Here is a 21,316-nt window from a genome sequence, read left to right on the forward strand (position 1 = left end):
TTGCCTTATGTAATCGATTTAACAGGCGAAGAATATCCGTCAATGGCCACGCTCACAAACGACGGCGAAGTCAACGGTAATCAAATCCTTTCCGCAACAATCGAATATAATGCCGTCAACAAAGCGTTTATCCGCAATATAGGCGAGCTTTGGCGGATCATTGATCATGACGATGTAGAACACATCATCAAATACTGCCGCCGCCGTGGCGTTGGCGATAAAATGGCGGTCGATATTAAAGGCGTACCGGTATTCTTCGATAAGCTTGATAATGACCGCATATACGAGCGCATTGACAAGCATATGACTGCAAATGAAGCCTTTACGCGAATATTCGAAAACACAGGATTTACATTCGTTTTAGCCGATTCGTTTGCCGCCGTTGATTGGGAAGGATTCGGCGACGGAGAAACGAAATTAGAATCGTTTAGGCGCGCAATCGAACGGTACGGCTGCGAGTTTGAAATAAGCGGAAATACTGTTTATTTGCGCAAACGAATCGGACGCGATACGAGCATTATGTATCGTCATAAACTGAACGCCTCAAATATCGTACAGGAAATCGACGCAAATGAAATGTGGACGTTTGCACGCGGTTATGGCAACTACGGCGACGGTGCAGGCGGCGAGGATTGGCGCAACGCTAAATTAATTCGCGAATATACGTCGCCGCTAGCAAGCATTTTAGGCATTCGGCACGCGCCGCCAATAAAAAACGGAAACATTAAAGACCCTGCGTTTATGGACGCGCAGCTAAAGGCGCTAGTTGACGAGTCGCTAAAAATAAGCGTTTCCGCAACGATTCATGATTTGCGAAAGCAAGGTTATCCATACGCGCAGAGTCAGCTAGGCGATCGCGTATTTTTAATTGACGAGCGAATCGGACTTAATGAAGAAGTCCGCGTCGTTGCTCAATCAGTAACCCGCGATTGGAAAGGCGACGTAATCGATATTAATATCACGTTCGGCAGCCACGGAATTACGAAACGCCACCAAGCGAGCTTACAGACCGCGATTAAAAATATAACGGGCTTAATCGAGGGAAGGATTACGCTGCCTTTTTCCGCGGTAGATAACGCAGTTGCCGAGGCGACTAAAGCATTAACTCGCATGCAGTCGCAACTTCAAATTACGGAAAACGGTAGCTTACTTGCTGTTAATCGCGATAATCCGAACGAAATGGTGATTTTTAACGCGGCTGGAATCGGTGTGAGCGATGACGGAGGTAATACGTTCCCTAACGCAATTACCGGCAAAGGTGTCGTTGCCGAGGCGATTTATGGAAATTATATTTTCGGAGTCAATATCGCAAGCGCTAATGGCGATGGGTGGTTCCATGTTAGCGGGTCTAGGGCGGAATTTCATAGTAACAGTAATGGACGTTATGTGCATTTAAGTCCAAATGGACTATTCGGATATAATGCAAATGGAAATGTACGTTTTCAAGCGGACCAAACACTTGTAACTTCATCAGCGTTTGGCACATCAGTAGAAAACGTGTATCTAGCTGCATACGGAGAGGCAAGGGTCGTAAACTATGATGATATTCCTGGTGATGGACAAGTTGGAAGCTATCGGTATTTGCCTCTAAGGGCATCTAATCTATTTGCAGATTCTTTGGATGTGAACGTTGGTACAAATCTATATCTACGGACTTATTCTAACGGAGAAGTAAGAATCACAAACACAGGGTCAACGTCATCATATAGACCATTGAGGGCATCAAATCTATATGGTGATTCGCTTGATACTAATTCAGGCGGGAGTATATATATAAGACCAAGTAGTAACGGTTCCGCACACGTTACAGTCACAGGTACAACGAATAATTATAGACCTATTTACGCAAGCGAATTTCGAAACGGTTCGAGTGTTTTTTATAAAACAAATATAAGGGATTTATCGGTTGAGGCTTTGCCGATCATTAACAATCTTGAAATTAAAGAATTTGTATTTCAAGAAGACGTAGATAATGGCGTCTACGACAATTGGCAAGTCGGACTAATTAGCGAATTAAGCCCCGAGGCTTCTTCACCGGACGGCAAGTCGATTAATCTTTATAAGCTCGTAAGCTATTCAGCCAAAGCTATTCAAGAGTTATCCACGGAAAATGAGCGCTTGAAAAAGGAAGTTGACGATATTTACCTAATTTTAGGAGGCGAATAATTTGGAACAACCGCAATTAAATCCGGAATTTATTATACAGTCTTTGCAAATCCAGCTATCCGAGGCACATTTAAGGATAGCTGAGCGTGACGCGTTAATTACCGCACATCATCAGCGCATACAGGAGTTAGAAAAAGAATTAGAAGAATTGGGAAGGGAATGAGCACATTGGAACAATACGAGGAAATTACCGGAGATCCTTACGATCCTGATCCGCCGCCAAGCGAAGACGAGAACGTAACTAATAGCGAACAGGAGGCGTAGTCATTGGGCGAGCTCGACGTAATCAAATATTTTTTAACGCAAGGGCCGTTCGCGGTCCTTTTTACGTGGCTGCTAATTTACGTCATGAAATCGAATCGTGAACGCGAATCGCGGCTACAGGATCTACTTGATAAATTCAGCGATAAATACGACGTCATTATCGATAAGCTCGATAGACTTGAGGAGAAGTTTCGAGGAAGAGAATAACGCGCCCGTTCGGTGAGAGTCCGGCGGGCTTTTTATATACGGAAAAATAACGAAAGGGAGACGATTAAATGGCGATTTCAGTTACGAAAAACCTCGTCGCGTCAAGCAAGTATTCCGTTAAGTGTCCGTATTCAATGGATGCGAAGTACATTACGTTCCATAATACGGCAAACGACGCTTCAGCAGCGAATGAAATTGCGTACATGATCCGCAATAACAACGAAGTATCGTATCACTTCGCGGTAGACGATAAAGAGGTCGTTCAGGGGATTCCGACTAACCGTAACGCATGGCATTGCGGAGACAGGAACGGACCGGGCAACCGTTCATCTATCGGCGTCGAGGTTTGCTATTCGAAATCAGGCGGCGCTAAATATAAAGCGGCCGAAAAACTTGCGATTAAATTCATCGCTCAGCTTTTAAAAGAGCGCGGCTGGGGCGTTGATCGCGTTAAGAAACACCAGGATTGGAGCGGAAAATACTGCCCGCACCGTGTGCTCAATGAGGGACGTTGGGATGCGGTGAAAGCGGCTATCGCTGCGGAATTGAAAGCGCTCGGAGGAAAGTCGTCTAGTTCAGCGCCTAAACCGTCCGGCTCAACTTATACCATTAAAAAGGGCGATACGCTTTCCGCTATTGCTAAAGCGAATGGAGTAAGCGTGGCGAGCCTTCAGAGCTGGAACAACATCAAGGATCCGAATAAAATTTACGTTGGTCAAGTGCTGAAGCTTAAAGGGACGCCTAAACCGGCTGCGGCTCCGAAACCATCCGGATCCTCTAAAAAGACGTTCACGCTGCCGAGCGGAGTCCTTAAAGTAACGAGCCCACTGACGAAAGGGACGAATGTAACGCAAGTACAGGACGCACTTGCTACCATTTACTTCTATCCGGACAAAGGCGCCAAGAATAACGGAATCGACGGCTATTACGGGCCGAAAACGGCGAACGCGGTCAAACGGTTCCAGCTGATGCATGGACTCGCAGCTGACGGAATTTACGGACCTAATACGAAAGCTAAACTCGCTGCTGCGCTGAAAAAAGCCGGCTATTCCGTAAACTAATCGAAAAGGGAGACGATATAAATGGAAGAAGTACTATTGTTCGCGACTGTATTGGCGCCTATCCTTACGGCGTTAGTTCAACTCGTTAAGAAAACGGTCAACATGCCGACCAACATCGTACCGGCGGTAAGCTTCGTTTTGGGGATCGTACTCGGAGCGGTGGCCTATCCGTTTACGGACCTCGATCTTGTATTGCGCTTATGGGCCGGCGGCTTTGCGGGTCTTGCTGCGACCGGTCTTTTCGAGATCGGTGTGAAACGTGAAGGAACGACTAAGTAAGCGAAACTTTTGGCGGGCGCCTGCGTATAAAAGCGTAGGTGCTCGTATACATAAACTGGTTTGCGGTTAAAGCTTCCGGTATCGTATAATTTTACCTGTGAGGAGGGGGACAATTGAAAGAAACACCGTTTTATAAGTCAAACTGGTTTACTATTCTTATGCTGATTGTGTTTTTTCCTGTGGGTTTAATTTTAATGTGGGCTAATAAAAAATGGACAGTAGCCACACGAATTGTCGTGAGCATCGTTATTGTGGTATTAGCAATTGTTGGGTACTCGACGCGAGATAATCAAACAGGAAACGTTGCCGCAAGTAGTGACAGCGTGGTGAAAGAGGAGAAAAAGGATTCCTCAAATAGTAAACAAGAATCTAAAAAGAATGTAGAAAAAGTTGATAAAGAGAAGGAAAGGAAAGAGAAGAGTAACAGTGACTCGGAAACTAAAAAGGAACCCGATAAACTGAGCAAAGAGAGTTTGGTTAAAGATATACAAAAGCTTGTCGGCAAGAAAGCGGGAGACAAGCAAAAAGTATCTAAAGTCGACTTAATCAGTACCGCAGACGATAATAACCGACCTAAAAAAACTGTAAATATAACTTTAAATGGTTCAGATAATCTAACTTCTAAAATGATTAAGCAAGGGATGTTCATGGACGCCGAGAAGATCTTCCCAAAAGTTTTCGAAAACAAAGAAGTAGAGAGGGTAATTATAATATGGAATTTTCCTTTAGTTGATGTTAAAGGGAACTCCAAATCAGAAAAAGTATTATCTATTCAACTAGAACGAAAAACAAATGAGGAGATAAACTGGGAAAAATTCGATAGAAATAATTTCTCGCTTGTTGCGGATTCCTATTATGAACATCCCGTTTTAAATAAATAGAATGTCAACCGTTCCCCGACTTTAAATAGTTGGGGTTCTTCTTTTAGTCACGAACCTCAAATAATTCATTCATATCAGTAATCCCCAAACCTTCCGCAACCTTCGCGATATGCTCCCTGTTAAAAGTACTGCGTTGATTTGCGCAGAGTTCCGATATTACATTATGCCTCACGCCAATTTCTTCGGCGAACTTCGTCTTCTTTATTCCTCGCTTGTCCAATATTTCCTCAAGTTTTATGTATAGGCGCATTTTATTCACCTCTAAACATTTGATGATTATATTCTATCGCGTTATCGATAATTTGTAAATATGTTATTGACATATCGATAATTAATCAATATTATTTAATTATCACCATATCGATAATACGATGGAAGGCGGAATCATTATGCATTATTTAGCGGAACATCAAACGTTCGATTCGACGGCCGAACTCAACGCGGCAGTCTACGAACATATCAAGCGCAATACATACGAATTAAATGACACGGACCGGCTGACGCTGAAGACGATCGCTCGTTATGCGGTCAAGTTCACCGGGGCAGCGCACCTCAAAGCGGAAACACTCGCGGACCTCATCGGTAAGTCCGTCAAGACTGCGCGTCGTGCCGTCAACAAACTCGCATCACTTTCGATCATCCAAAAGGTCGCGACAACACGGAAAATAAACGGAGGCCACGGCGCCAATATCATCGTCATTCTTCCGGTTGACCAGTCGACAATGACCACGCGTGAGGATGCCGAAAAGCCTAAGGAGCCAACGGATGAAGCGCCTAAAACTACGAATGAACCATCGCATTCTATTAATCTTTCAAAAAATCACGTAATAGATACGGTGCCGGCCTGCGGTCTTAAAAACGCGTTACCAAGCAAAATCTACTCCGCAATGGCGCGCTACTTCGAAGCAGACGAAATTTATAAATACTACGGCATCTTATTGCGGGCTAAGGCGAGCGTAGATCCGACGCTGATACTCGAAGAACATCCGCAGCCATTCGTTGAAGCGTGGCATGCAGCGATTCTCAAGCGAAAACAGCAGAAAATTAGGCGCTTTGACGACTACCTATACGCTAGCTTCCGACAAGCCGCATGGACGGTAAAAGCCCGTGAAAATCGCGTTAAAAACGTTGGGCTATTGGCGGAGTTCGAATCGTTCCTCCAAGCGGAATAGATTGCGTAAGAACATTTGTTCGTGTTATACTTTCGTCATAGATAACGAATAGGACCGAAGGAGGAAACACGAATGACATTACGCGATAGAGGGACGATGAAATGGACGTCTATATTCTTGCCGGAGCATATCGCAAGTCTCCGGAAACTTAAATCCGAAATCGATCACGCATACGAGCGGAAGCCGTCGATCGATCCGGATCAGTGGTCGGACTTTGAATCGAAAATACAATATGCGTACAGGACCGGCCAGGATTGCGATATCCGTTACTGGCGGAATTGGGTGACGGAAAGGGTGAGCGGCGTGATTGAATCCGTAGATCCGGTCGGAGGGACATTGCGGATTGAAGGCGTAGAAGTGCCGTTTAGGGAGATCGTGTGGGTTGCGTTGGAGGACGTGTGACTCCCTAAAAAGGGATCATAGTGATATAATAGAAGACATCACAACTAGCATTAATCTTTCGCTCAATTGGAGTGAGGATAATGACAGTGATTAAGAAAGACGATAAAACCGGAAAATATTATTTTGTATATTCTGGCGGGGTTCACCCGATAACTGGTGCTAGAATTCAAAAAAGAAGGCAAGGAATGTCGAGTCTACGAGAGGCGAAAGAGGTTTTAAAGCAGGTCATAATAGAGGTAGATAAGGAGAAAAATTCTCATAACCCTAATAAAAGCGTGTTTAGTACCTTTGCTGAAAAATGGTTTGAATCGAAAAAGGTTAGACTTCGATCAAGTACAATCGTCAATTACCGCGAGCAGCTTGATTACAACATACTTCCATATCTAGGAACGTTTAAAATTAAAGACATCACTGAGGAAGTCTTGCAGCATTATATTAATCGACTTCACAATGAACGTAAACTTGCTCCGGCAACCATCCGGACAGCTTTCGGTGTTGTCGCCGAAGTCTTAAAGAAAGCTTCCCGAAAAGGAGCGTTCGACCTTGCCATCCTTGACGATGTAAACCTTCCTCCCGAAAATCGCATTTCTAAAGTATGGAACGAGTCGAATGTACAAGCGTTTTTGGATGCTCGCAACCGTATCGTGTCACTAACTCGTTACTTTATCGGGATGGTATTATCCGTTATCACAGGTATGCGAATGGGAGAAGTTCTCGGGTTACGATGGTCCGATATAGACTTCGAAAAGGGTTATCTAACAATTCGACAAACGCTCGCGAAGGTAGATGACGAGGGTAATTACGGATTAGTTCCCGAGGTCAAAACTGCGGCGGGCTTCAGGACCGTCCATTTACCGAAATTCTTTATCGAATACTTAATAGAACATAAGAAAATGATCCAGCGAGAAAAAGAAATTCTCGGTGAAGACTACATCGACTATGATCTCGTAGTGTGTACGAAGCACGGTAAGTGGGTGCATCCGAATAACTATCGACGGGCATTTACTCGGTTAATTGCACAGCTTGAACTACCAAAAATCCCTCCGAAGAATTTACGACATACTCACGCGACATACTTAATCAGTATCGGGATCAGTCCGAAAATTGTTCAGGAGCGTTTGGGCCATGCGCATATCAAAACGACGCTCGGAACGTACAGTCACGTTTTACCTTCGATGCAGGCGGAATTGGTCGGGAAATTGGACGATTTGGTCGCGAAAGTGTGACCGCAGTGTGACCGTTTTGTGTGATCGGATGTGTGAGCGTTGGTATAGCGGCATTTTAACGGAAGATTCCGTCACGAAGACTGCATGAACATCATCATGAACGATTTAATTGAGCTGATGGACCCGCGCTACATCGAAGTCTGGGGCAAATTCACCCCGAGAGGCGGAATCTCGATCGACCCGTACACAAACTACGGCAAGCCCGGTACAAAGTATGAAAAAATGGCCGAGTATCGGATGATGAATCATGATCTGTATCCGGAGACGATTGATAATCGGTAAGAGGTGCAGGAGAAGTGAGGGTTTGTGATCGATGTGTGACTGGAGTGACCTCGTCTTTATAGACGGGGTTATTTTTTTAGAAGTTGATTTATCACTTTTAACGGCGTGGGCATAATATGACACGCAATTCATATTGTGAAAAAGATGTAATCTCGGCTCGCCTCGTTAACGTCTTCGTTCGCTAGTTCGCCTCTAACTACGCAACCTTTATCGTTCGTATAAACGAAAAAGGGCGCCGTAATTGGCGCCTGTCTTTTATTTTCATGCTGATTTTTCTTTTCTAAGGACTTTGTCTAAGATAAATGAGAAGAGCGCTAACAGTAAGGACATTACCACCATATCGATAATAGTCACGCCTGTGTCTTTTTTTATAACAAAAAACAAAATCAATTGCAGCACCAAAGTAATTATAAAGAATGACCCGTATTTAGCCATATTCATGTGATAACATCCCCTTTGTTCTCTTTATTTTCCGATGCACCGCACACTAAACCATGCAAGACTTCCGGCTAATCCAAGGACGCCACCGCGGATTGCATTTTTCCCGACAATCTTGATTATCTCAGTCGCGGCTTTTTTCCAAAGTTTCTTTTTAAGCATCTTTTCCAGGCCGCCGCCAATAAATCCTAAGCCGGTAAAATCAATGATTTTTTCTTTAAGACATCCCCACCATGAAGCCGTTTGAAATTGACTAGAATTAGCTTGGGGATCGGGAACGCCTTTTAAATCCTCCGCAGTTAGCCCCTCTCCATTAACAAGTTTAACAAATGCTTCCACTGTAGCAACGGACGATTGACCGAATTTTTCCGCGACCATATCCTTATTAATGACGAACTTTCCGTCAACTTCTGAGGAGGCTTCCCCAAAAATGAACTTTAAGTCCTCGGCTATTTGTTGCGTTTCCATTTCTTCCTCAATTGTCAACGTGTCTAGTTGAATTTGTGAGTCTGTCTTAGCTTGCGCTTCGGAAGAAAAAGGCGCTAAACATGTGCCGAACATACAAGCAACGGTCGTTGTTATGACGAGTTTTTTCATCTTCGCATCTCCCTTTCATTTGTTTGAATATGTAGTTGATAGATTAATTGTACCAATATAAGGAAAAGACTTTCATGAGGCTTACATAATGTTATAAAATAGGGAAAAGTTAGTGTGATGTGAATGGGATGATGTCTTGTAAATAAAAAAGACACCGGAAAACCAGTGTCTTAGAGATTTTATATGCTTTTTTTCATACCGAACTGACGGCACTCGCGTAGGAAAACGCCGTCCTTCACCGAAATTTAAACATCGTATAGTCGCAGTTATCGCAGCCCCCGTAATGGACGTCAGAATACTCTTTATAATCGTAAACAATCGTCGTATCATAGCCTCTTGTTTCGTAAATTCGGCCTCAACCTCCAACTATTAGAATGCGACAATAGTGCGTTCAATTCAACGCATTCAAGGAACGAAGGAATCCGCAGTAATCCGTTTTCAGTCTTGACCCGGTGTTTGACGCGGCACCCAACCGGCTCAATATAAACGTACTTCTCCGTTTCTTCGACGTCTTTTCTCTCAGCGTGTAGCTTCCGCCGCGCATCCTAAGGCATAAACTCCATAACGCCGGCATACTCTGGCCGTCTATGTCGAAAGAAGCAGCGCACTGTCTTCCTTGCACAATCCCTTGTCGCGCGTTTTAACTTTTATTTTATACATTCGAATGAATAATCTAAATTAAGAGTCCCTAATTCTACAGTGGGATTCCCTCCAGAATTAAAGCAATTTTGAGAGAGAGTTTGTATTTCTTTATTATTGAAAAAGCTTTTAGAAAAAATTAAAGACGCTGTTATCACGAGTGTGAAAGGAATTATTATAGATATCCGAGGTAAATTTGTTAACTTCTTTAATTTCATTCAGATAGTTATCCTTCCATTATGAGAGTTTTTCTCTTATTATCACTTTTTTGTTTTAAAGTTTCACCCCATATTTTCACTAGTTCATTCAATAAACAAGGAAGAACATTTCCAGAATTGCCACCACTTTTTCTTGCGAACGGCGCCCAGCATTTTTTGAGTTTCCTGGGATTCACGAAGGGATTTCATCAGCATTTCGTCTCTTTCCTTCTGCCGTTTCTCAAAAAGTTCAATGCGTTCCAGCATCATTTTATTGAATTCCTCTTGTTGTTTGACAAATTGAGATAAGGCGTGATCTATATTCAGGCCGTCCAGCATATCTTTTAGTCCACACAGTGGCCTGAACGTAACAGATACGCAGTTGTTATCTATTATTGATCTATAGAAAATTCTTTTTCAGGCAGTCCCAAAATATCTGTATTATTAGGAATATAACCAAGCAACCGTAACATTGCTACAATTTGCCCCTTATGATGAAACTCATGCGTAATAGAATGGACTAGTAATTGGTGTGGTGTTTTTTTTACGATTCCACTGCCCGCTTTCCAAGAAGGCTCTTTTTCGATAAAATCATCAAATTTCTCAGTGAATTGTTCAAACACAGTATCCACATATATATCAGCCTGTTGAAAATAACGTTGAATATCTTCTATCTGCATATTATGGAGTGCTTCCTTTGTTATGAGTGGTGAAGTTGTTTTTGAAAGCACAAAAGAACCCAGCCAAGCATGATAACAACCAGCCACATGAACTAAAGAATCTCTTATACTTTGAAAACCAAATCCAAACTCTTTTGTAAAATCATTTTTATTCAATACTTTACACTGGTCTAGTAAAATCTGTCTTGTTTGTTTCACCCAATCATATTCGTGTTTTTCCATCACTATCCCACCCCTTAAAACATATCAAAATATTCTTCTAATTATACACAAATGTGTACCATCATTAAATGCTTGATTTAATCGAACTTTAATGCAGGCAAATCAAGGCGCTCTATTTTGAGGGGGAAAAGATACATAATAATGATACATAGCCAAGTGCGACCGATAAAATGAAGAAATTGAAGAGTTTAAAACTGCGAAAATACATATGGAAAATCATTGAAGAAAACATGACGGTATATACATCCCGAGAAATAATAAGATAATGAGCTTGTTGCAGTTATGCAAAAAGAATGCAGAGACCAAGATTGCGAATACTAAAAATAGACGCCAACTATGGCGTCATAAGCTCCTTGATACCCTTTAAAATAAAGAGTTATAAAAATTGACCGGCATCAACTCTAGTGGAATCTTTCTCCTTAACCAGTTTTAACGTGGCCACGATTAGAAAGCTGACAATCACTAGTAAGAGCCATGAACTCACTTTTCCTAGATGAACGAGACTCCACGCGCTGGTTTGGTTTGGATATGTCCAGGCTCCAAAAAACGTTGCGATATTTTCGGCTATCCATATAAAAAATCCGATGAGCACAAAAGAAAGTGCGAGCGGCATACGGTAACGAATTCCATTAACCTCGTATATGACCCATGATTTCCAAAAGACAATTACTACAAGTCCAGATAACCAAAAGCGGACGTCAATCCAATAATGATGGAGGAAAAAATTCAAATAAATCGCAGCGGCAAGAGGTACAACGACGAAAAACGGCGGCCACTTAACCAGTTCAACCTTAAGCCTCCTCCACGCCTGGCAAAGATAACTGGCGACACTTGCATACATAAAGCCGCTATATAAAGGCACTCCAAAGATTTTGGAATAACCTTCCTCTGGATAAGACCAGGAGCCCATTTGCACCTTGAAAAGTTCAAGAGCTAGTCCAATAAGGTGGAACAATGTGATCACCTTTAGTTCATCCCGTGTTTCAAGCCCGGAATACACCATCCACCACTGCATGAGAAGGCAGATGATGAGCAGCCAGTCATACCGCGGCAGGAAGGGAAGAGGAATGATTTGTGTAATTGCCAAAGAGGCAAAAATAACGACAGGAAATAAACATGACAAGGACTGCTCCCAACCAAAACGAACGAGTTGATTTAGTGCTCTCATCATGTGTGCCTCCGAAGTTTTTTTCTGAATATATGCGAGGCCAGCTTAGTATTGCAGCTAAACAGATTTACGGGTATGCGCATAAGATCACCGCCGAATAGGCTAAATTTTTAATCATGAGTGTCTTCATCACTTCGGTATTCCAAAATATCTCCGGGTTGACATTCTAAAGCCTTGCAAATCGCCTCTAAAGTTGATAATCGAATAGCCTTTGCCTTTCCGTTTTTTAATATAGAAAGATTCGCCATTGTGATTCCAACCCTCTCAGAAAGTTCCGTTACGCTCATTTTTCTTTTAGCAAGCATCACGTCAATATTGATAATAATTGCCATTGTTTTCACCTCAGACTGTTAAATCATTTTCTGATTTTATATCAATCGCTTCTTGCAATAGCCTTTGGAGAACAGCAGCAAAGACGGCGATAACCATTGAAGCAAAAATAAGGACCAGTCCGATTAGTATGATGCCAGGAGCGTCGTCCATCTCCGCGATGAGATAGAAGAGCGGCATGCCTGCCGCTAATAAAATACTGATGGTGATTGCACAGTATTTTATATTCTTTAAAGCCCGTACAGACAATTTCGAGAAAGCTTTATTGTGGTCAATATAGCTTAAAAGTTTAAAGGCTTGATACAGAGCAAAGTAAAAAGGTATCGCCGCTGCATACAAATCGATATAAACGAGATATTTCAGATAAGAAATATCTGGATACAAATCAGCTGCAAAATTCGCTATCTTCGGCACGAAAAATATGCACAAAGCAAGAACTGGGATTCCAATAAGAATAACAGCTATCTTTAAAAAGAGTGTTGATCCACGTTTCATAAAGAGCACCTCACTTATTTTGTCGATTTGAATTTAACACATTATTTATCGTTTTACAATAAAAAATTATTGATAAAGGTGATTTTATTGTTGTTATGGTATGATATCTTTTTGATTTTAGACAAGCGTTTATAAAGCTATGCAAAGAAATACGTCAGCGGAGTATACATCACCTCTTTTGGACCTTTGCGGCTTCCGCCAAACGAAAAGATCAAGCTTAAAGCGTCTTTCGAACGATAGCTTATATGAACGCAGGTTCGAGACAGTCAATGGATTGAAAAACGCTGGTTATGCGATAGTTAACCGGAACTCAGCAGAACCATATCGTCAAATAAATCCTAGGGTGAAAAAGCTCAAACGTACCATAAAGGAATATGTGTCAACAAGGAGACAATAAAACAGCTTCCGATTGGCATGTCTTTGCCCATAACGTGAAGACTCGGGTTGAAGTCGAGGAGTTATTTGAGGTGAAGACCGAAGACGATTAGTGTGGTGAAAACAGAAAAGAGAATGTTGTTAGATTTAAATAAAAATAAGACGCCAATTAAGGCGCCTTCATCTCGTCTTAAATCCATTCACAAAACTTTCTCCGTCCTGCTCCGTGTTAATAAGCTGCTGGGCGCTTTGGCTGATTCGTTGAGCAAGCGCCTCTTGCGCTTTTCCTTCAAAGCTGTAGAGAAGCGATGAATAGACGCTGTTCATTTCTTTTTGTATATCGTCTATCTTAAACTTCGGTCTTAGTGTCGTTTTAATGCCTTCAAGCTTCGTTGCGGCTGATACCCTCATGCCCGTTTTCAGCATTTGAAGCTGATTGCGCCGTATGAGGAGCGTATCTTCTTGATCACCGTTTAAGTTGTTGAGTGAGGCTAGTTTATTGAAATTTTCCATTATGTCATCTCCTAAAGCTTAAGCCAGTTTGCCAGCATTTTATCTTTTGATTTAAAATCTTTTGCGATCTGAGCAAGGTACCTGCTGATGTCTTCTAAATCTGAAATCGTATTTTGTAATGAGGCGATGTACGCTTTTTCGGCATGAACATCGTAAAAGAGCGGATTGCCTTTTTTATCAAACGACTGCGCCAGGTTTTTCAGCGTATTGTTTACATCTTCGAGTGTCAGCTTGTCGTATAAACCGTGGCCGACTTGACGGTAGGTATCGTGTTTCAGGTCGTTGATCGCAGCGTCGTGTTCCTGATAAGCGTTTTCGGCTTCGCGTTTCATCGTCCGCAGATCGTTGATCATCACATTTACTTTTTGCGCGAGCTGTTTGGCAACTGCGGGTGTTACTTTAATTGCGCCACTTCCGGATGCAACTTCCGGTGGGAGCATCGCTTTTAAATTTTTGTCATAAACGAGCTCATCGCCCTCTATATTTTGAACGTTGCCGTTTTCGTCGAAGGTGAAGTTATTACTTCCGACCCAATGCGTATCAGGCATTCCTAAGATTGCGGTCTGAAAGAAATACCCAGCGTTTTGCCCGATTTGTTGGAATACATCGCCCTGCATTCTCGCCTCGCGCACCGCATTTGATAATTCAGGGTCCTTCGTATAAATTGTCGTACCGTTGTGCCGGTCATACTCGTTCCACCAGCCGGCCCCGACCATATCATCCGGGTTGATAATCGATTTTATGGATCGGTCATATTCACCGTTATTAATTTTTTTTTGCTGCTCCGCAGAGTGTAGGTGGACGATTGAAGGGCTGTTAAACGCTACGGCATAGACATTATTGTTGACCGCACTGTATTCAGCCTCTGCGCCGCCGAGAGAATGTCCGGTTGTTGAAATGACCGTCGAGGTGCCTTTATACTTTTGTTTAACTTCCCGCACCAGATTGTCAGCTTGCCCGATTTGGGACGTTTTCGTAATTAACTTGTAGTTACCGGTGCTAAGCATCGAGTCTTGTGTCGGAGTTCCGTTATATTTTCCGAGTGTTTTAGAAGTATCTTTCGCATCTTTTTCGACTATGTAGTGTTCCTTCTTTTTCGGGTCAATTCCCATTACAACGTTCCCGCCGTCAGCGTCAATAACATCTTGGAAGAATTGGTTCTTAGGATCTGTTCCCGCGAAGGCTACGACGACGTTTTTTGGTGTGTCAGGTTTAACCCATTTACCGTCCTTTTTCTTCGCTTGAACAAATACATACGCGTCGAGTCCGGTGTCAGAGTCCCTTTTAATTTTATCAACGTAATAAGCCTTATTTGATTTACTCTCTATAGGTGTTCTATCCTTGAAAGCTTCTTTCATTTTATTGCTACTATATGTGTTTTGGCTAAGAAAATAATAATCCTTATCTGTTAAATTAGGAATATCGCTTATGAGGACATTAAGTCAATTGATTATTCTGATGACTACGAAGTGAACCCAATGGGCGGAATTGATATTAAAGGGTATCTAAATGGTGATAAGCAAAAGAAAATATGGGGTATTTATGATAAGTCAAATGACGAAGTAGGATCCTTCACAGTCGATGCTGAAAGAAAGCCCGAATGTAAAGATAAAATTTGCGATTATTAATAAAAGGTCCGACTCGATTGAGCGGGCTTTTTTCTATTTTTATCTCACGTTTGTTTAACTAATCAGTTTTATTACCCCTGATAATAAATAATGTTGTGATATCATTTCTAGTATTTGTTTTAAACCTACCGTAAAGCATTACATCGTTACACGCATGAAGGGTGAGCTTTACCCGGTGGAAAAAGAGATTTTCGAAGAGAATTACGAGAAAGTTAGCGAATGACTGAGGAGCCAAATAAACGGTGCCCGTTAAACTCAGATCCCTGAGAAATCTATATTAATTTTTGATGAACCTGTCGTGATATTTCCCTAATGAGGATGTCGATATTAGTCCGTCATAAATGTTTTGGGTACGCCATAAAAGAAAAGATTGCGGATATTAAAGAACCCTTTTAAAATGAGTGAACCTTTTTCCTTACTTCTACAACGTTCCCATGAATAGCCGGAACGATTTAGCTCAGCTCAATCTTGTGAGGAAGGGTATACTTTAGAAAAAGCTTATTATACTGAGGTGAATATTGAAAATATGGATTCGGCATTGAATAATTTAATCATCAGTTGCCATTACGCTTTATTGGGGGCAATTCCATACAAATTAAGGGGACTCGCAGTCAAGTTAGAAAATGAAACGTTATACTGGAAAGGCTATTTTAACGGGGAGCCGACAGACGATGAAATAGAAATGCTGAGCGTAGCTTGTACAGAGGTACTTGCTGACTTTCCACATATTAAGGACTGTGAAGAAGAGTATATCAATCATAAGTTTCCTTTAAAAATGGATAAATTACAGTTTTGGGCATTTTTAAGATGGGAAGACAACGAGCATGATGAAATAGGATAAGCTGTAAAACACTTTATTATAATTTGTTACGGAGTTTGGTATGAAGTGTAATAAACGAAAGGTGAATTCATTTTAAGATTATAGGGATTAAAGCTTTAATATGATAGTTGGTTATCGGGAAACCACTTTCAAAAACGCACAAGTTCACAATAATAAAAAGATATTCATGTTGATTAGGCGTGCATCATTGCACGTCTATTCTTTTTGGAAAGAACTTTTACCTAGAACTAAAGAACTCAAAAATCGAGAATGACACAAATTTTATTAGTTCTATTGTCTTATTTTTTATACATAATACCAAAAATACACTTCAAATGATTTATAATGAAGCGTGCCTAATAATTAGCAAACATGGAACGTGATTCAATAAAAACGTATAAGGTTATTGCAGTATGAACTGGAGGATACAGTTTTGAAATATAAAAAAGCAGCAGCGCTTGGAATTGGTTTACTTTTATTTATAGGCGGATGTCAGAACAGAGAGGAGTCTGACATTAGCGTCCAAGATTACACAGGACAAGATTTTCATATTCAGAGCAGGGGTTATCAGAAAGAAACCGCTGAGATCGCAGAAGCGCATCGAGATGAGGTTGAAAAAACCGTAAAAGATTATTTCTTGGATCAATATAGAACAAAGGTAAAAGTCCATAACATTGTCGGAGGGCATGGATTTGTTACTGTGTATGCTGAATCGGTCGGAAAATTGCATTTCTACACAAGCGCAAAAATTAAAATTGATTTGGACAAGAAAGAGGTGCAGACTGACGCGATCCGTTCATCGGAGTTGGACGTGAAAGACTCGATTACAAGCGCGATATACGTATTGGCTTTTGAAGACGAATTTGCCGCGCTAGATTACTATTTAGAGAAGCTAACAGAAGAAGAGCCGATTGTAGGCAAAACGCAGGCAGCCGTTGATAACACAAGCGGTAAGGGATATCAGACGCCTTATTATGCTGTTTCTTTAACTGCTGATTGGAAGGATGACCTTTATTCAGCATATTTAGAAAACCCGAAAAGAAGCAAACAAGACTGGCAGGAAAAATTAGAAGATGAAGAAATCACCCCAAAATCATGTGATATCAATATAAATTTATATATGAAAAAAGCACATACAAGGCCAAGTGAACGCATTTATAATCAATTGGTGCAGGATATTGAAGACATGGAAGAGCTGGCACCAGGGACTTACAGCATTTACTTGAATGACAATAGAATCGATAAAAACTTAGGATTTAATCCAAGAAAAAGCACGCTTGGACGATAATGTCTTTCTAAACTGATCATGAAATTGAAAATGTACTGATACGGAGATCTATTTTAAAATAATGTTTTAAGGAGCCGGAAAGCGGTCGGGTATTTCATTTCATTCCGCACGGTCGCCGGTTTTTTCAGCTGTTCAATCAAAAAGCGGCATCGATTACGGCGCGGCGCGATGCTTCAAATAGCAAACTTCTTCGGGACGATGCAGGGAACAGAGGAAAAAAACCGCCGGACCCGGGTGGCAGGCGGTTTTTCCTTTTGCAGAAAAACTTGTGGAAATAAAGCTGCGTGGAAATCGTGAATATGTGCTGTAAAGGGCGGCTGATTAATGCAGGGAATCTTTAATAATTTTATAGTTTTTATGATTGACGACGGTTAAGGAGTCCAGTTCCAAGTCTCTGTAGTTTTCCATAATCGTAACATCGACGATCACAGAGTTTTCGTTTACTTTCTCTACGATTCCGGTGAGTCCGTTTTTAAATTCGATGACGTTCCCGACTTTTGCAATTTTCAAGTGACTTCCTCTCCTTTAAAGTAAATTAACCTATTGAAAGTATTTTGCAATATTTTCTTGGAGAAGTAAAGCAATTTGGGAAGCGGCATCACTATTGTTGTACCCGGTGTGACTTAATGTTATAGTTAATTAGTTAAAGATGATGAGAGAAAAGGGGAGAGAACAGGTGACAGAGCAAAATGCCATCGATCAGATCGAGCAATTAAGGTCAGGGAGCATTCATGAACTCCACGTAAAAAAAGAAGATTTTCTTTCTTTCAGAGCCATCTTAACAAAGCAGGAAGATTTTAAGCATTTTCGCGGCATTGCCCAGCATGGCGGAGATATTATATTTCAATATATGAAAGAGGCAAGAAGCTGAAAAAGGCTTTCTCAGACCGGCTGAGAAAGCTTTTTTATTTGTGTGAAGCCATATGTTTCTGGAGATTTTGGTGTTTTCTGCATGAAATCGTCCGGCCGTCTGCAATAATGTGACAACCGGACAGTTTGATGGAAGGCATGCCAACATTTTGGCAATGAAATCAGCGATTCGTCTTGTTAGTGTAAAACATATGTTTTTTTCGATGAAGATTTGACAAGGAGGAAGGAAATGAAATCGAAATTTGCTGCGCTAGCTGCGTTTTTAATCTGCATGCTGCCGGCAGCAAGAATCGAACATGCTCAAGCTGTCATGTTGTTCTCGAAAAAAGATAAACAGGAAATGGAACGGCTGATGGAAAGCCTTAAACAGGAAGAAAATCCTGCTTTTCAATTAACAGATGAAAAAAGCTTCATTGAAGCCGCGCATCTGCCGGCTGAAGAGGAGCAGGAAAAAGAAGAAGCTGATGAAGAGACGACGGATCTTTCACATAAAGAAAAAGATCTTTTATCAAGGCTTGTACATGCCGAAGCGAAAGGCGAGTCATTTGAAGGAAAAGTGGCTGTTGCCAATGTCGTCCTGAACCGGGTGGAAGACGGCCGATTTCCTGACAGCGTAAAAAGCGTGATCTATCAAAGAAACGCTTTTGAGCCCGTTCTAAACGGCAGCATCGAGAAAAAAGCAGACCGCGAATCAGTTGAAGCTGTGGAAGAAGCGGTAGATCAAAATAAAAAAGAAACAGACGCTTTATTTTTCTATAATCCCGACATCGCTTCTGATGACTGGATTAAAACAAGAAAAGTCGTGAAGCGCATCGGCAATCATGTCTTTGCGATCTAAAAAGCAGTCAGGGCCATCCGCCTTGACTGCTTTTTATATGCAATTCTTTCTCACTTTTCACCCCCCAAGAAAAAATTTGTTTTTGATACTTTATGAAAATCAATTTTCAATGAAAAAGAAAATAATTTTTAGACTTGTCTCATATGATGGGATAAACCCGTGAGACAAGGAGAGACCTCATGAACCGTTTTGTAAAAGGAATCGTTCTTCTTTCGCTAGCTGCTTTTTTTGCAGAATGTCTTGAATTCGTCATCAACATGATTCTTGCACGGGAGCTTGGCGAGCATGGCATGGGGCTCTACATGAGTGTTTTGCCTTCCATTTTTTTAGTTGTGGTGATTGCGAGCCTTGAGCTGCCTGTATCGATATCGAAGTTTATCGCCGAGTCCACCCCGAAGCTGCACGAAAGCATGCTGAAACATGCATTGCGGATGACTGCGGTCTGCACGGTTTTTTCCACGGCAGCTGCAGTGATCATTCTTCCATTTATTCCGGTTTTTGATTCTTACCACCCTCTGATCAGAGGGCTTGTGATCGGGATGATCCCTACGGTTGCCTTTACGTCGATCGCGAGAGGCTACTTCATGGGCGTTCAGCAAATGGGTAAAATCGCAACGGCGAATGCCCTGAAAAAAATCTTTCAGCTCATCGGCTTGTTTTTATTTTTTCAATGGTATTCCTTTGAATTGGATACTTCTCTTCTGATCTCGTTGTTTGTCCTTGTTGCAAGTGAAGTGGTCGTGTTTGTTTATCTGTTTTCTCAGTTTGTTTTGGTCAGGCGCGCCGCTCAAAAAGGGCAGCAGATCCACCTGCGGAGAAACGATGTTTTAAAGCGCCTGCTCACTGTTTCGATCCCGACGACGGGGCTGCGCGTTTTTCACGCTGTGACAAACGCAGTTGAACCTTTTTTGGTGAAGGGGACGCTGCTTGCCGCTGGCGTATCGAGAACATCGGCCATCGACCAGTTCGGCATGCTTTCGGGGGTGGCGATGACAATCGGCTTTTTTCCGGCTTTCATCGCCCATTCACTGATGGTCGTCATGATCCCGAGCATTTCCGAAAGCTACGCTTACGGACAATACGAAAGAGTGATCAAACGGATTAAACAAGCGATCTTCATCACGCTGTTTTACGGCATACCGTCCGTTATGGTGATGTATCACTTTGCAGATCCGCTGACCCACTTATTTTTCGATTCGGTTAAGGCGTCGTTTTACCTGAAAATGCTGTGGCCGTATTTTTTATTTCACTTTTTTGCCATGCCGTTTCAGGCCTGTTTAATCGGAATGGGGTTGGCCAAAGATGCCTTTTATCATAATGTATGGGCCAGTGTTTTGTCGTTTTTGATGATGTATGTTCTCGGATCCATGCAGACATTGCAGATGACGGGGATCATCCTAGCGATGAATACCGGAATGATTTTGCTGACGGCGCTGCATTATGTGACGATTTGCAAAGAGCTGGGCGTCACGCTTTTTTTGACAAACAAATCCCGATCTCCGAGAATTGAAAGCCGCTGATTGACCCTCTTCATAGTTTTGGTTTTTGCGGGGAAGCTAATACTAAAAAGAAGGGGAGTTCATATGCGAAGAATCAGTCTTATTTATCCGCTCATCCTGTTGCTTTTTTTCGGAGCCTTCGTATTTCAGCCGCAGGCCTCTGCAAAACATGCTTCTCCGGCAGTCATGCAGATGAACACGGTGGAGGGGCAGCGCGTCGTCATTCCCGCCGCAGGCCAAAAGACGATCGTTCATTTTTGGACGACCTGGTGTCCGCCGTGCCGTGAAGAGCTTCCGCGATTCCAATCCTACTATGAAAGCAAGCAATCCGGAGTAAAGCTCGTGACCGTGAATCTGCTGAATGCCGAAAAAAACGAACAGAAGGTGAAACAGTTTATTAAAGCAAACAAGCTGACATTTCCGATCGTTTTTGACAAAAAGGGCGAAATGATGAAAGCCTACAATGTCATGACGATTCCAACAACATTTTTCTTTAACGAAAAAGGAGAGCTGGAGAAATCGGTTGTCGGACCCATTACTGTGGAACAAATGAAAGAATGGGCAGGGAAAAGCTGAGCCGGGAAAAGCTGAGCCGGGGGTTCAGCTTTTTTTTTGAAATCTAAATGATAATTAATATCATGAAGAAATTATAATAATTATTATTTGAAAACGTAGAAAGCCGTGCTATAATGGGAAATAGAAAAGGGTGTGTTCAATGGACAAGAAGCAGTCATACCCTTTATATAAATAAAATACTCCATGTTTATGCTGCCGATGAG

At 42.0% G+C, this 21,316-nt stretch carries 26 protein-coding genes and 3 pseudogenes; 17 read left to right on the forward strand and 12 right to left on the reverse strand.

Annotated elements, in window-relative coordinates; translation table 11 throughout:
- The 6 genes from M1D67_RS07900 to M1D67_RS07925 all read left to right on the forward strand — a co-directional run bounded on the left by M1D67_RS07900 (window position 1) and on the right by M1D67_RS07925 (window position 4,858).
- Window positions 1-2,166: a phage tail protein gene (locus M1D67_RS07900; protein ID WP_479831755.1), complete on the forward strand. Its 2,166-nt coding sequence runs from the start codon at window positions 1-3 to the stop codon at window positions 2,164-2,166.
- Between the two features lies 1 nt (window position 2,167).
- Window positions 2,168-2,329 (forward strand): hypothetical protein, encoded by a 162-nt coding sequence (locus M1D67_RS07905; RefSeq protein ID WP_445604696.1) that lies wholly within the window; start codon window positions 2,168-2,170, stop codon window positions 2,327-2,329.
- A 104-nt stretch (window positions 2,330-2,433) separates the two neighbouring features.
- Window positions 2,434-2,637 carry a BhlA/UviB family holin-like peptide gene (locus M1D67_RS07910; protein WP_011197923.1) on the forward strand — a complete coding sequence of 68 codons (204 nt, stop codon included), beginning with the start codon at window positions 2,434-2,436 and terminating at the stop codon, window positions 2,635-2,637.
- Window positions 2,638-2,705: 68 nt separating this feature from the next.
- Window positions 2,706-3,698 carry an N-acetylmuramoyl-L-alanine amidase gene (locus M1D67_RS07915; protein ID WP_479831756.1) on the forward strand — a complete coding sequence of 331 codons (993 nt, stop codon included), beginning with the start codon at window positions 2,706-2,708 and terminating at the stop codon, window positions 3,696-3,698.
- A gap of 21 nt (window positions 3,699-3,719) precedes the next feature.
- Window positions 3,720-3,977, forward strand: coding sequence for a holin (locus M1D67_RS07920; RefSeq protein ID WP_445604698.1), 258 nt, complete (start codon window positions 3,720-3,722; stop codon window positions 3,975-3,977).
- Window positions 3,978-4,090: 113 nt separating this feature from the next.
- Entirely contained in the window at window positions 4,091-4,858 is a 768-nt protein-coding gene (locus M1D67_RS07925) for a hypothetical protein (protein ID WP_479831757.1), read from the forward strand.
- A gap of 43 nt (window positions 4,859-4,901) precedes the next feature.
- Here M1D67_RS07925 and M1D67_RS07930 read toward each other — a convergent pair whose 3' ends face one another.
- The gene (locus M1D67_RS07930; protein ID WP_025811901.1) at window positions 4,902-5,108 is read right to left on the reverse strand and encodes a helix-turn-helix domain-containing protein; all 207 of its coding nucleotides are present in this window, start codon (window positions 5,106-5,108) and stop codon (window positions 4,902-4,904) included.
- A gap of 139 nt (window positions 5,109-5,247) precedes the next feature.
- Between M1D67_RS07930 and M1D67_RS07935 the strand changes: the two genes are divergently transcribed.
- The 4 genes and pseudogenes from M1D67_RS07935 to M1D67_RS07950 form a co-directional block, all read left to right on the forward strand.
- On the forward strand, window positions 5,248-6,030 hold the full coding sequence (locus M1D67_RS07935) for a helix-turn-helix domain-containing protein (protein WP_479831758.1): 783 nt from the start codon (window positions 5,248-5,250) through the stop codon (window positions 6,028-6,030).
- A gap of 72 nt (window positions 6,031-6,102) precedes the next feature.
- The gene (locus M1D67_RS07940; protein WP_479831759.1) at window positions 6,103-6,432 is read left to right on the forward strand and encodes a YolD-like family protein; all 330 of its coding nucleotides are present in this window, start codon (window positions 6,103-6,105) and stop codon (window positions 6,430-6,432) included.
- An 80-nt stretch (window positions 6,433-6,512) separates the two neighbouring features.
- Window positions 6,513-7,658, forward strand: a complete 1,146-nt coding sequence (locus M1D67_RS07945; RefSeq protein WP_479831760.1) for a site-specific integrase — start codon at window positions 6,513-6,515, stop codon at window positions 7,656-7,658.
- A 72-nt stretch (window positions 7,659-7,730) separates the two neighbouring features.
- Window positions 7,731-7,940 (forward strand): annotated as a pseudogene (locus M1D67_RS07950) (tunnelling fold family protein); the annotation flags it as partial.
- A gap of 261 nt (window positions 7,941-8,201) precedes the next feature.
- On the opposite strand, the gene M1D67_RS07955 reads toward M1D67_RS07950, so the two are convergent.
- The 10 genes and pseudogenes from M1D67_RS07955 to M1D67_RS08000 form a co-directional block, all read right to left on the reverse strand.
- A complete protein-coding gene (locus tag M1D67_RS07955) occupies window positions 8,202-8,381 on the reverse strand; it encodes a hypothetical protein (RefSeq protein ID WP_095290338.1) in 180 nt (59 codons plus the stop codon).
- A 24-nt stretch (window positions 8,382-8,405) separates the two neighbouring features.
- Entirely contained in the window at window positions 8,406-8,975 is a 570-nt protein-coding gene (locus M1D67_RS07960) for a hypothetical protein (RefSeq protein ID WP_095290340.1), read from the reverse strand.
- Between the two features lie 179 nt (window positions 8,976-9,154).
- A pseudogene (locus tag M1D67_RS07965) lies at window positions 9,155-9,324 on the reverse strand (DUF8096 family protein).
- A gap of 592 nt (window positions 9,325-9,916) precedes the next feature.
- The gene (locus tag M1D67_RS07970) at window positions 9,917-10,081 is read right to left on the reverse strand and encodes a DUF3967 domain-containing protein (RefSeq protein ID WP_224066980.1); all 165 of its coding nucleotides are present in this window, start codon (window positions 10,079-10,081) and stop codon (window positions 9,917-9,919) included.
- Between the two features lie 122 nt (window positions 10,082-10,203).
- Window positions 10,204-10,713: a DinB family protein gene (locus M1D67_RS07975; protein ID WP_095290342.1), complete on the reverse strand. Its 510-nt coding sequence runs from the start codon at window positions 10,711-10,713 to the stop codon at window positions 10,204-10,206.
- Window positions 10,714-11,089: 376 nt separating this feature from the next.
- Complete coding sequence (locus M1D67_RS07980) at window positions 11,090-11,881, reverse strand: DUF817 domain-containing protein (protein WP_023857306.1); 792 nt, start codon at window positions 11,879-11,881, stop codon at window positions 11,090-11,092.
- Between the two features lie 110 nt (window positions 11,882-11,991).
- On the reverse strand, window positions 11,992-12,213 hold the full coding sequence (locus tag M1D67_RS07985; protein WP_020451161.1) for a helix-turn-helix domain-containing protein: 222 nt from the start codon (window positions 12,211-12,213) through the stop codon (window positions 11,992-11,994).
- A gap of 10 nt (window positions 12,214-12,223) precedes the next feature.
- On the reverse strand, window positions 12,224-12,706 hold the full coding sequence (locus M1D67_RS07990) for a DUF2975 domain-containing protein (protein WP_026579803.1): 483 nt from the start codon (window positions 12,704-12,706) through the stop codon (window positions 12,224-12,226).
- A gap of 555 nt (window positions 12,707-13,261) precedes the next feature.
- A complete protein-coding gene (locus tag M1D67_RS07995; protein ID WP_020451163.1) occupies window positions 13,262-13,594 on the reverse strand; it encodes a hypothetical protein in 333 nt (110 codons plus the stop codon).
- An 11-nt stretch (window positions 13,595-13,605) separates the two neighbouring features.
- Entirely contained in the window at window positions 13,606-15,024 is a 1,419-nt protein-coding gene (locus M1D67_RS08000; RefSeq protein ID WP_479831843.1) for a lipase, read from the reverse strand.
- On the opposite strand from M1D67_RS08000, the pseudogene M1D67_RS08005 reads away from it, so the two are divergent.
- From M1D67_RS08005 to M1D67_RS08015, 3 genes and pseudogenes are all read left to right on the forward strand, one after another.
- Window positions 15,022-15,222: pseudogene (locus tag M1D67_RS08005) on the forward strand (DUF1433 domain-containing protein); the annotation flags it as partial. The gene M1D67_RS08000 and the pseudogene M1D67_RS08005 overlap by 3 nt on opposite strands.
- A gap of 526 nt (window positions 15,223-15,748) precedes the next feature.
- Complete coding sequence (locus tag M1D67_RS08010) at window positions 15,749-16,063, forward strand: MafI2 family immunity protein (RefSeq protein ID WP_075213209.1); 315 nt, start codon at window positions 15,749-15,751, stop codon at window positions 16,061-16,063.
- Between the two features lie 412 nt (window positions 16,064-16,475).
- Window positions 16,476-17,330 carry a DUF1672 family protein gene (locus M1D67_RS08015; RefSeq protein ID WP_101560803.1) on the forward strand — a complete coding sequence of 285 codons (855 nt, stop codon included), beginning with the start codon at window positions 16,476-16,478 and terminating at the stop codon, window positions 17,328-17,330.
- Window positions 17,331-17,651: 321 nt separating this feature from the next.
- Here the strand turns inward: M1D67_RS08015 and M1D67_RS08020 are convergent, their stop codons facing one another.
- Window positions 17,652-17,840, reverse strand: coding sequence for a YkvS family protein (locus M1D67_RS08020; RefSeq protein WP_003181225.1), 189 nt, complete (start codon window positions 17,838-17,840; stop codon window positions 17,652-17,654).
- A 142-nt stretch (window positions 17,841-17,982) separates the two neighbouring features.
- On the opposite strand from M1D67_RS08020, the gene M1D67_RS08025 reads away from it, so the two are divergent.
- The 4 genes from M1D67_RS08025 (at window position 17,983) to stoA (ending at window position 21,113) form a co-directional block, all read left to right on the forward strand.
- Entirely contained in the window at window positions 17,983-18,201 is a 219-nt protein-coding gene (locus M1D67_RS08025; protein ID WP_371268714.1) for a hypothetical protein, read from the forward strand.
- Window positions 18,202-18,429: 228 nt separating this feature from the next.
- On the forward strand, window positions 18,430-19,038 hold the full coding sequence (locus tag M1D67_RS08030; RefSeq protein WP_020451169.1) for a cell wall hydrolase: 609 nt from the start codon (window positions 18,430-18,432) through the stop codon (window positions 19,036-19,038).
- Between the two features lie 179 nt (window positions 19,039-19,217).
- Window positions 19,218-20,558 (forward strand): polysaccharide biosynthesis protein, encoded by a 1,341-nt coding sequence (locus M1D67_RS08035; RefSeq protein WP_023857303.1) that lies wholly within the window; start codon window positions 19,218-19,220, stop codon window positions 20,556-20,558.
- Window positions 20,559-20,621: 63 nt separating this feature from the next.
- Window positions 20,622-21,113, forward strand: coding sequence for an endospore biogenesis thiol-disulfide oxidoreductase StoA (gene stoA / locus M1D67_RS08040; protein WP_479831761.1), 492 nt, complete (start codon window positions 20,622-20,624; stop codon window positions 21,111-21,113).
- Window positions 21,114-21,316 lie beyond the last annotated feature (203 nt).

The sequence above is a fragment of the Bacillus sp. PK6-025 genome (genome assembly GCF_056530265.1).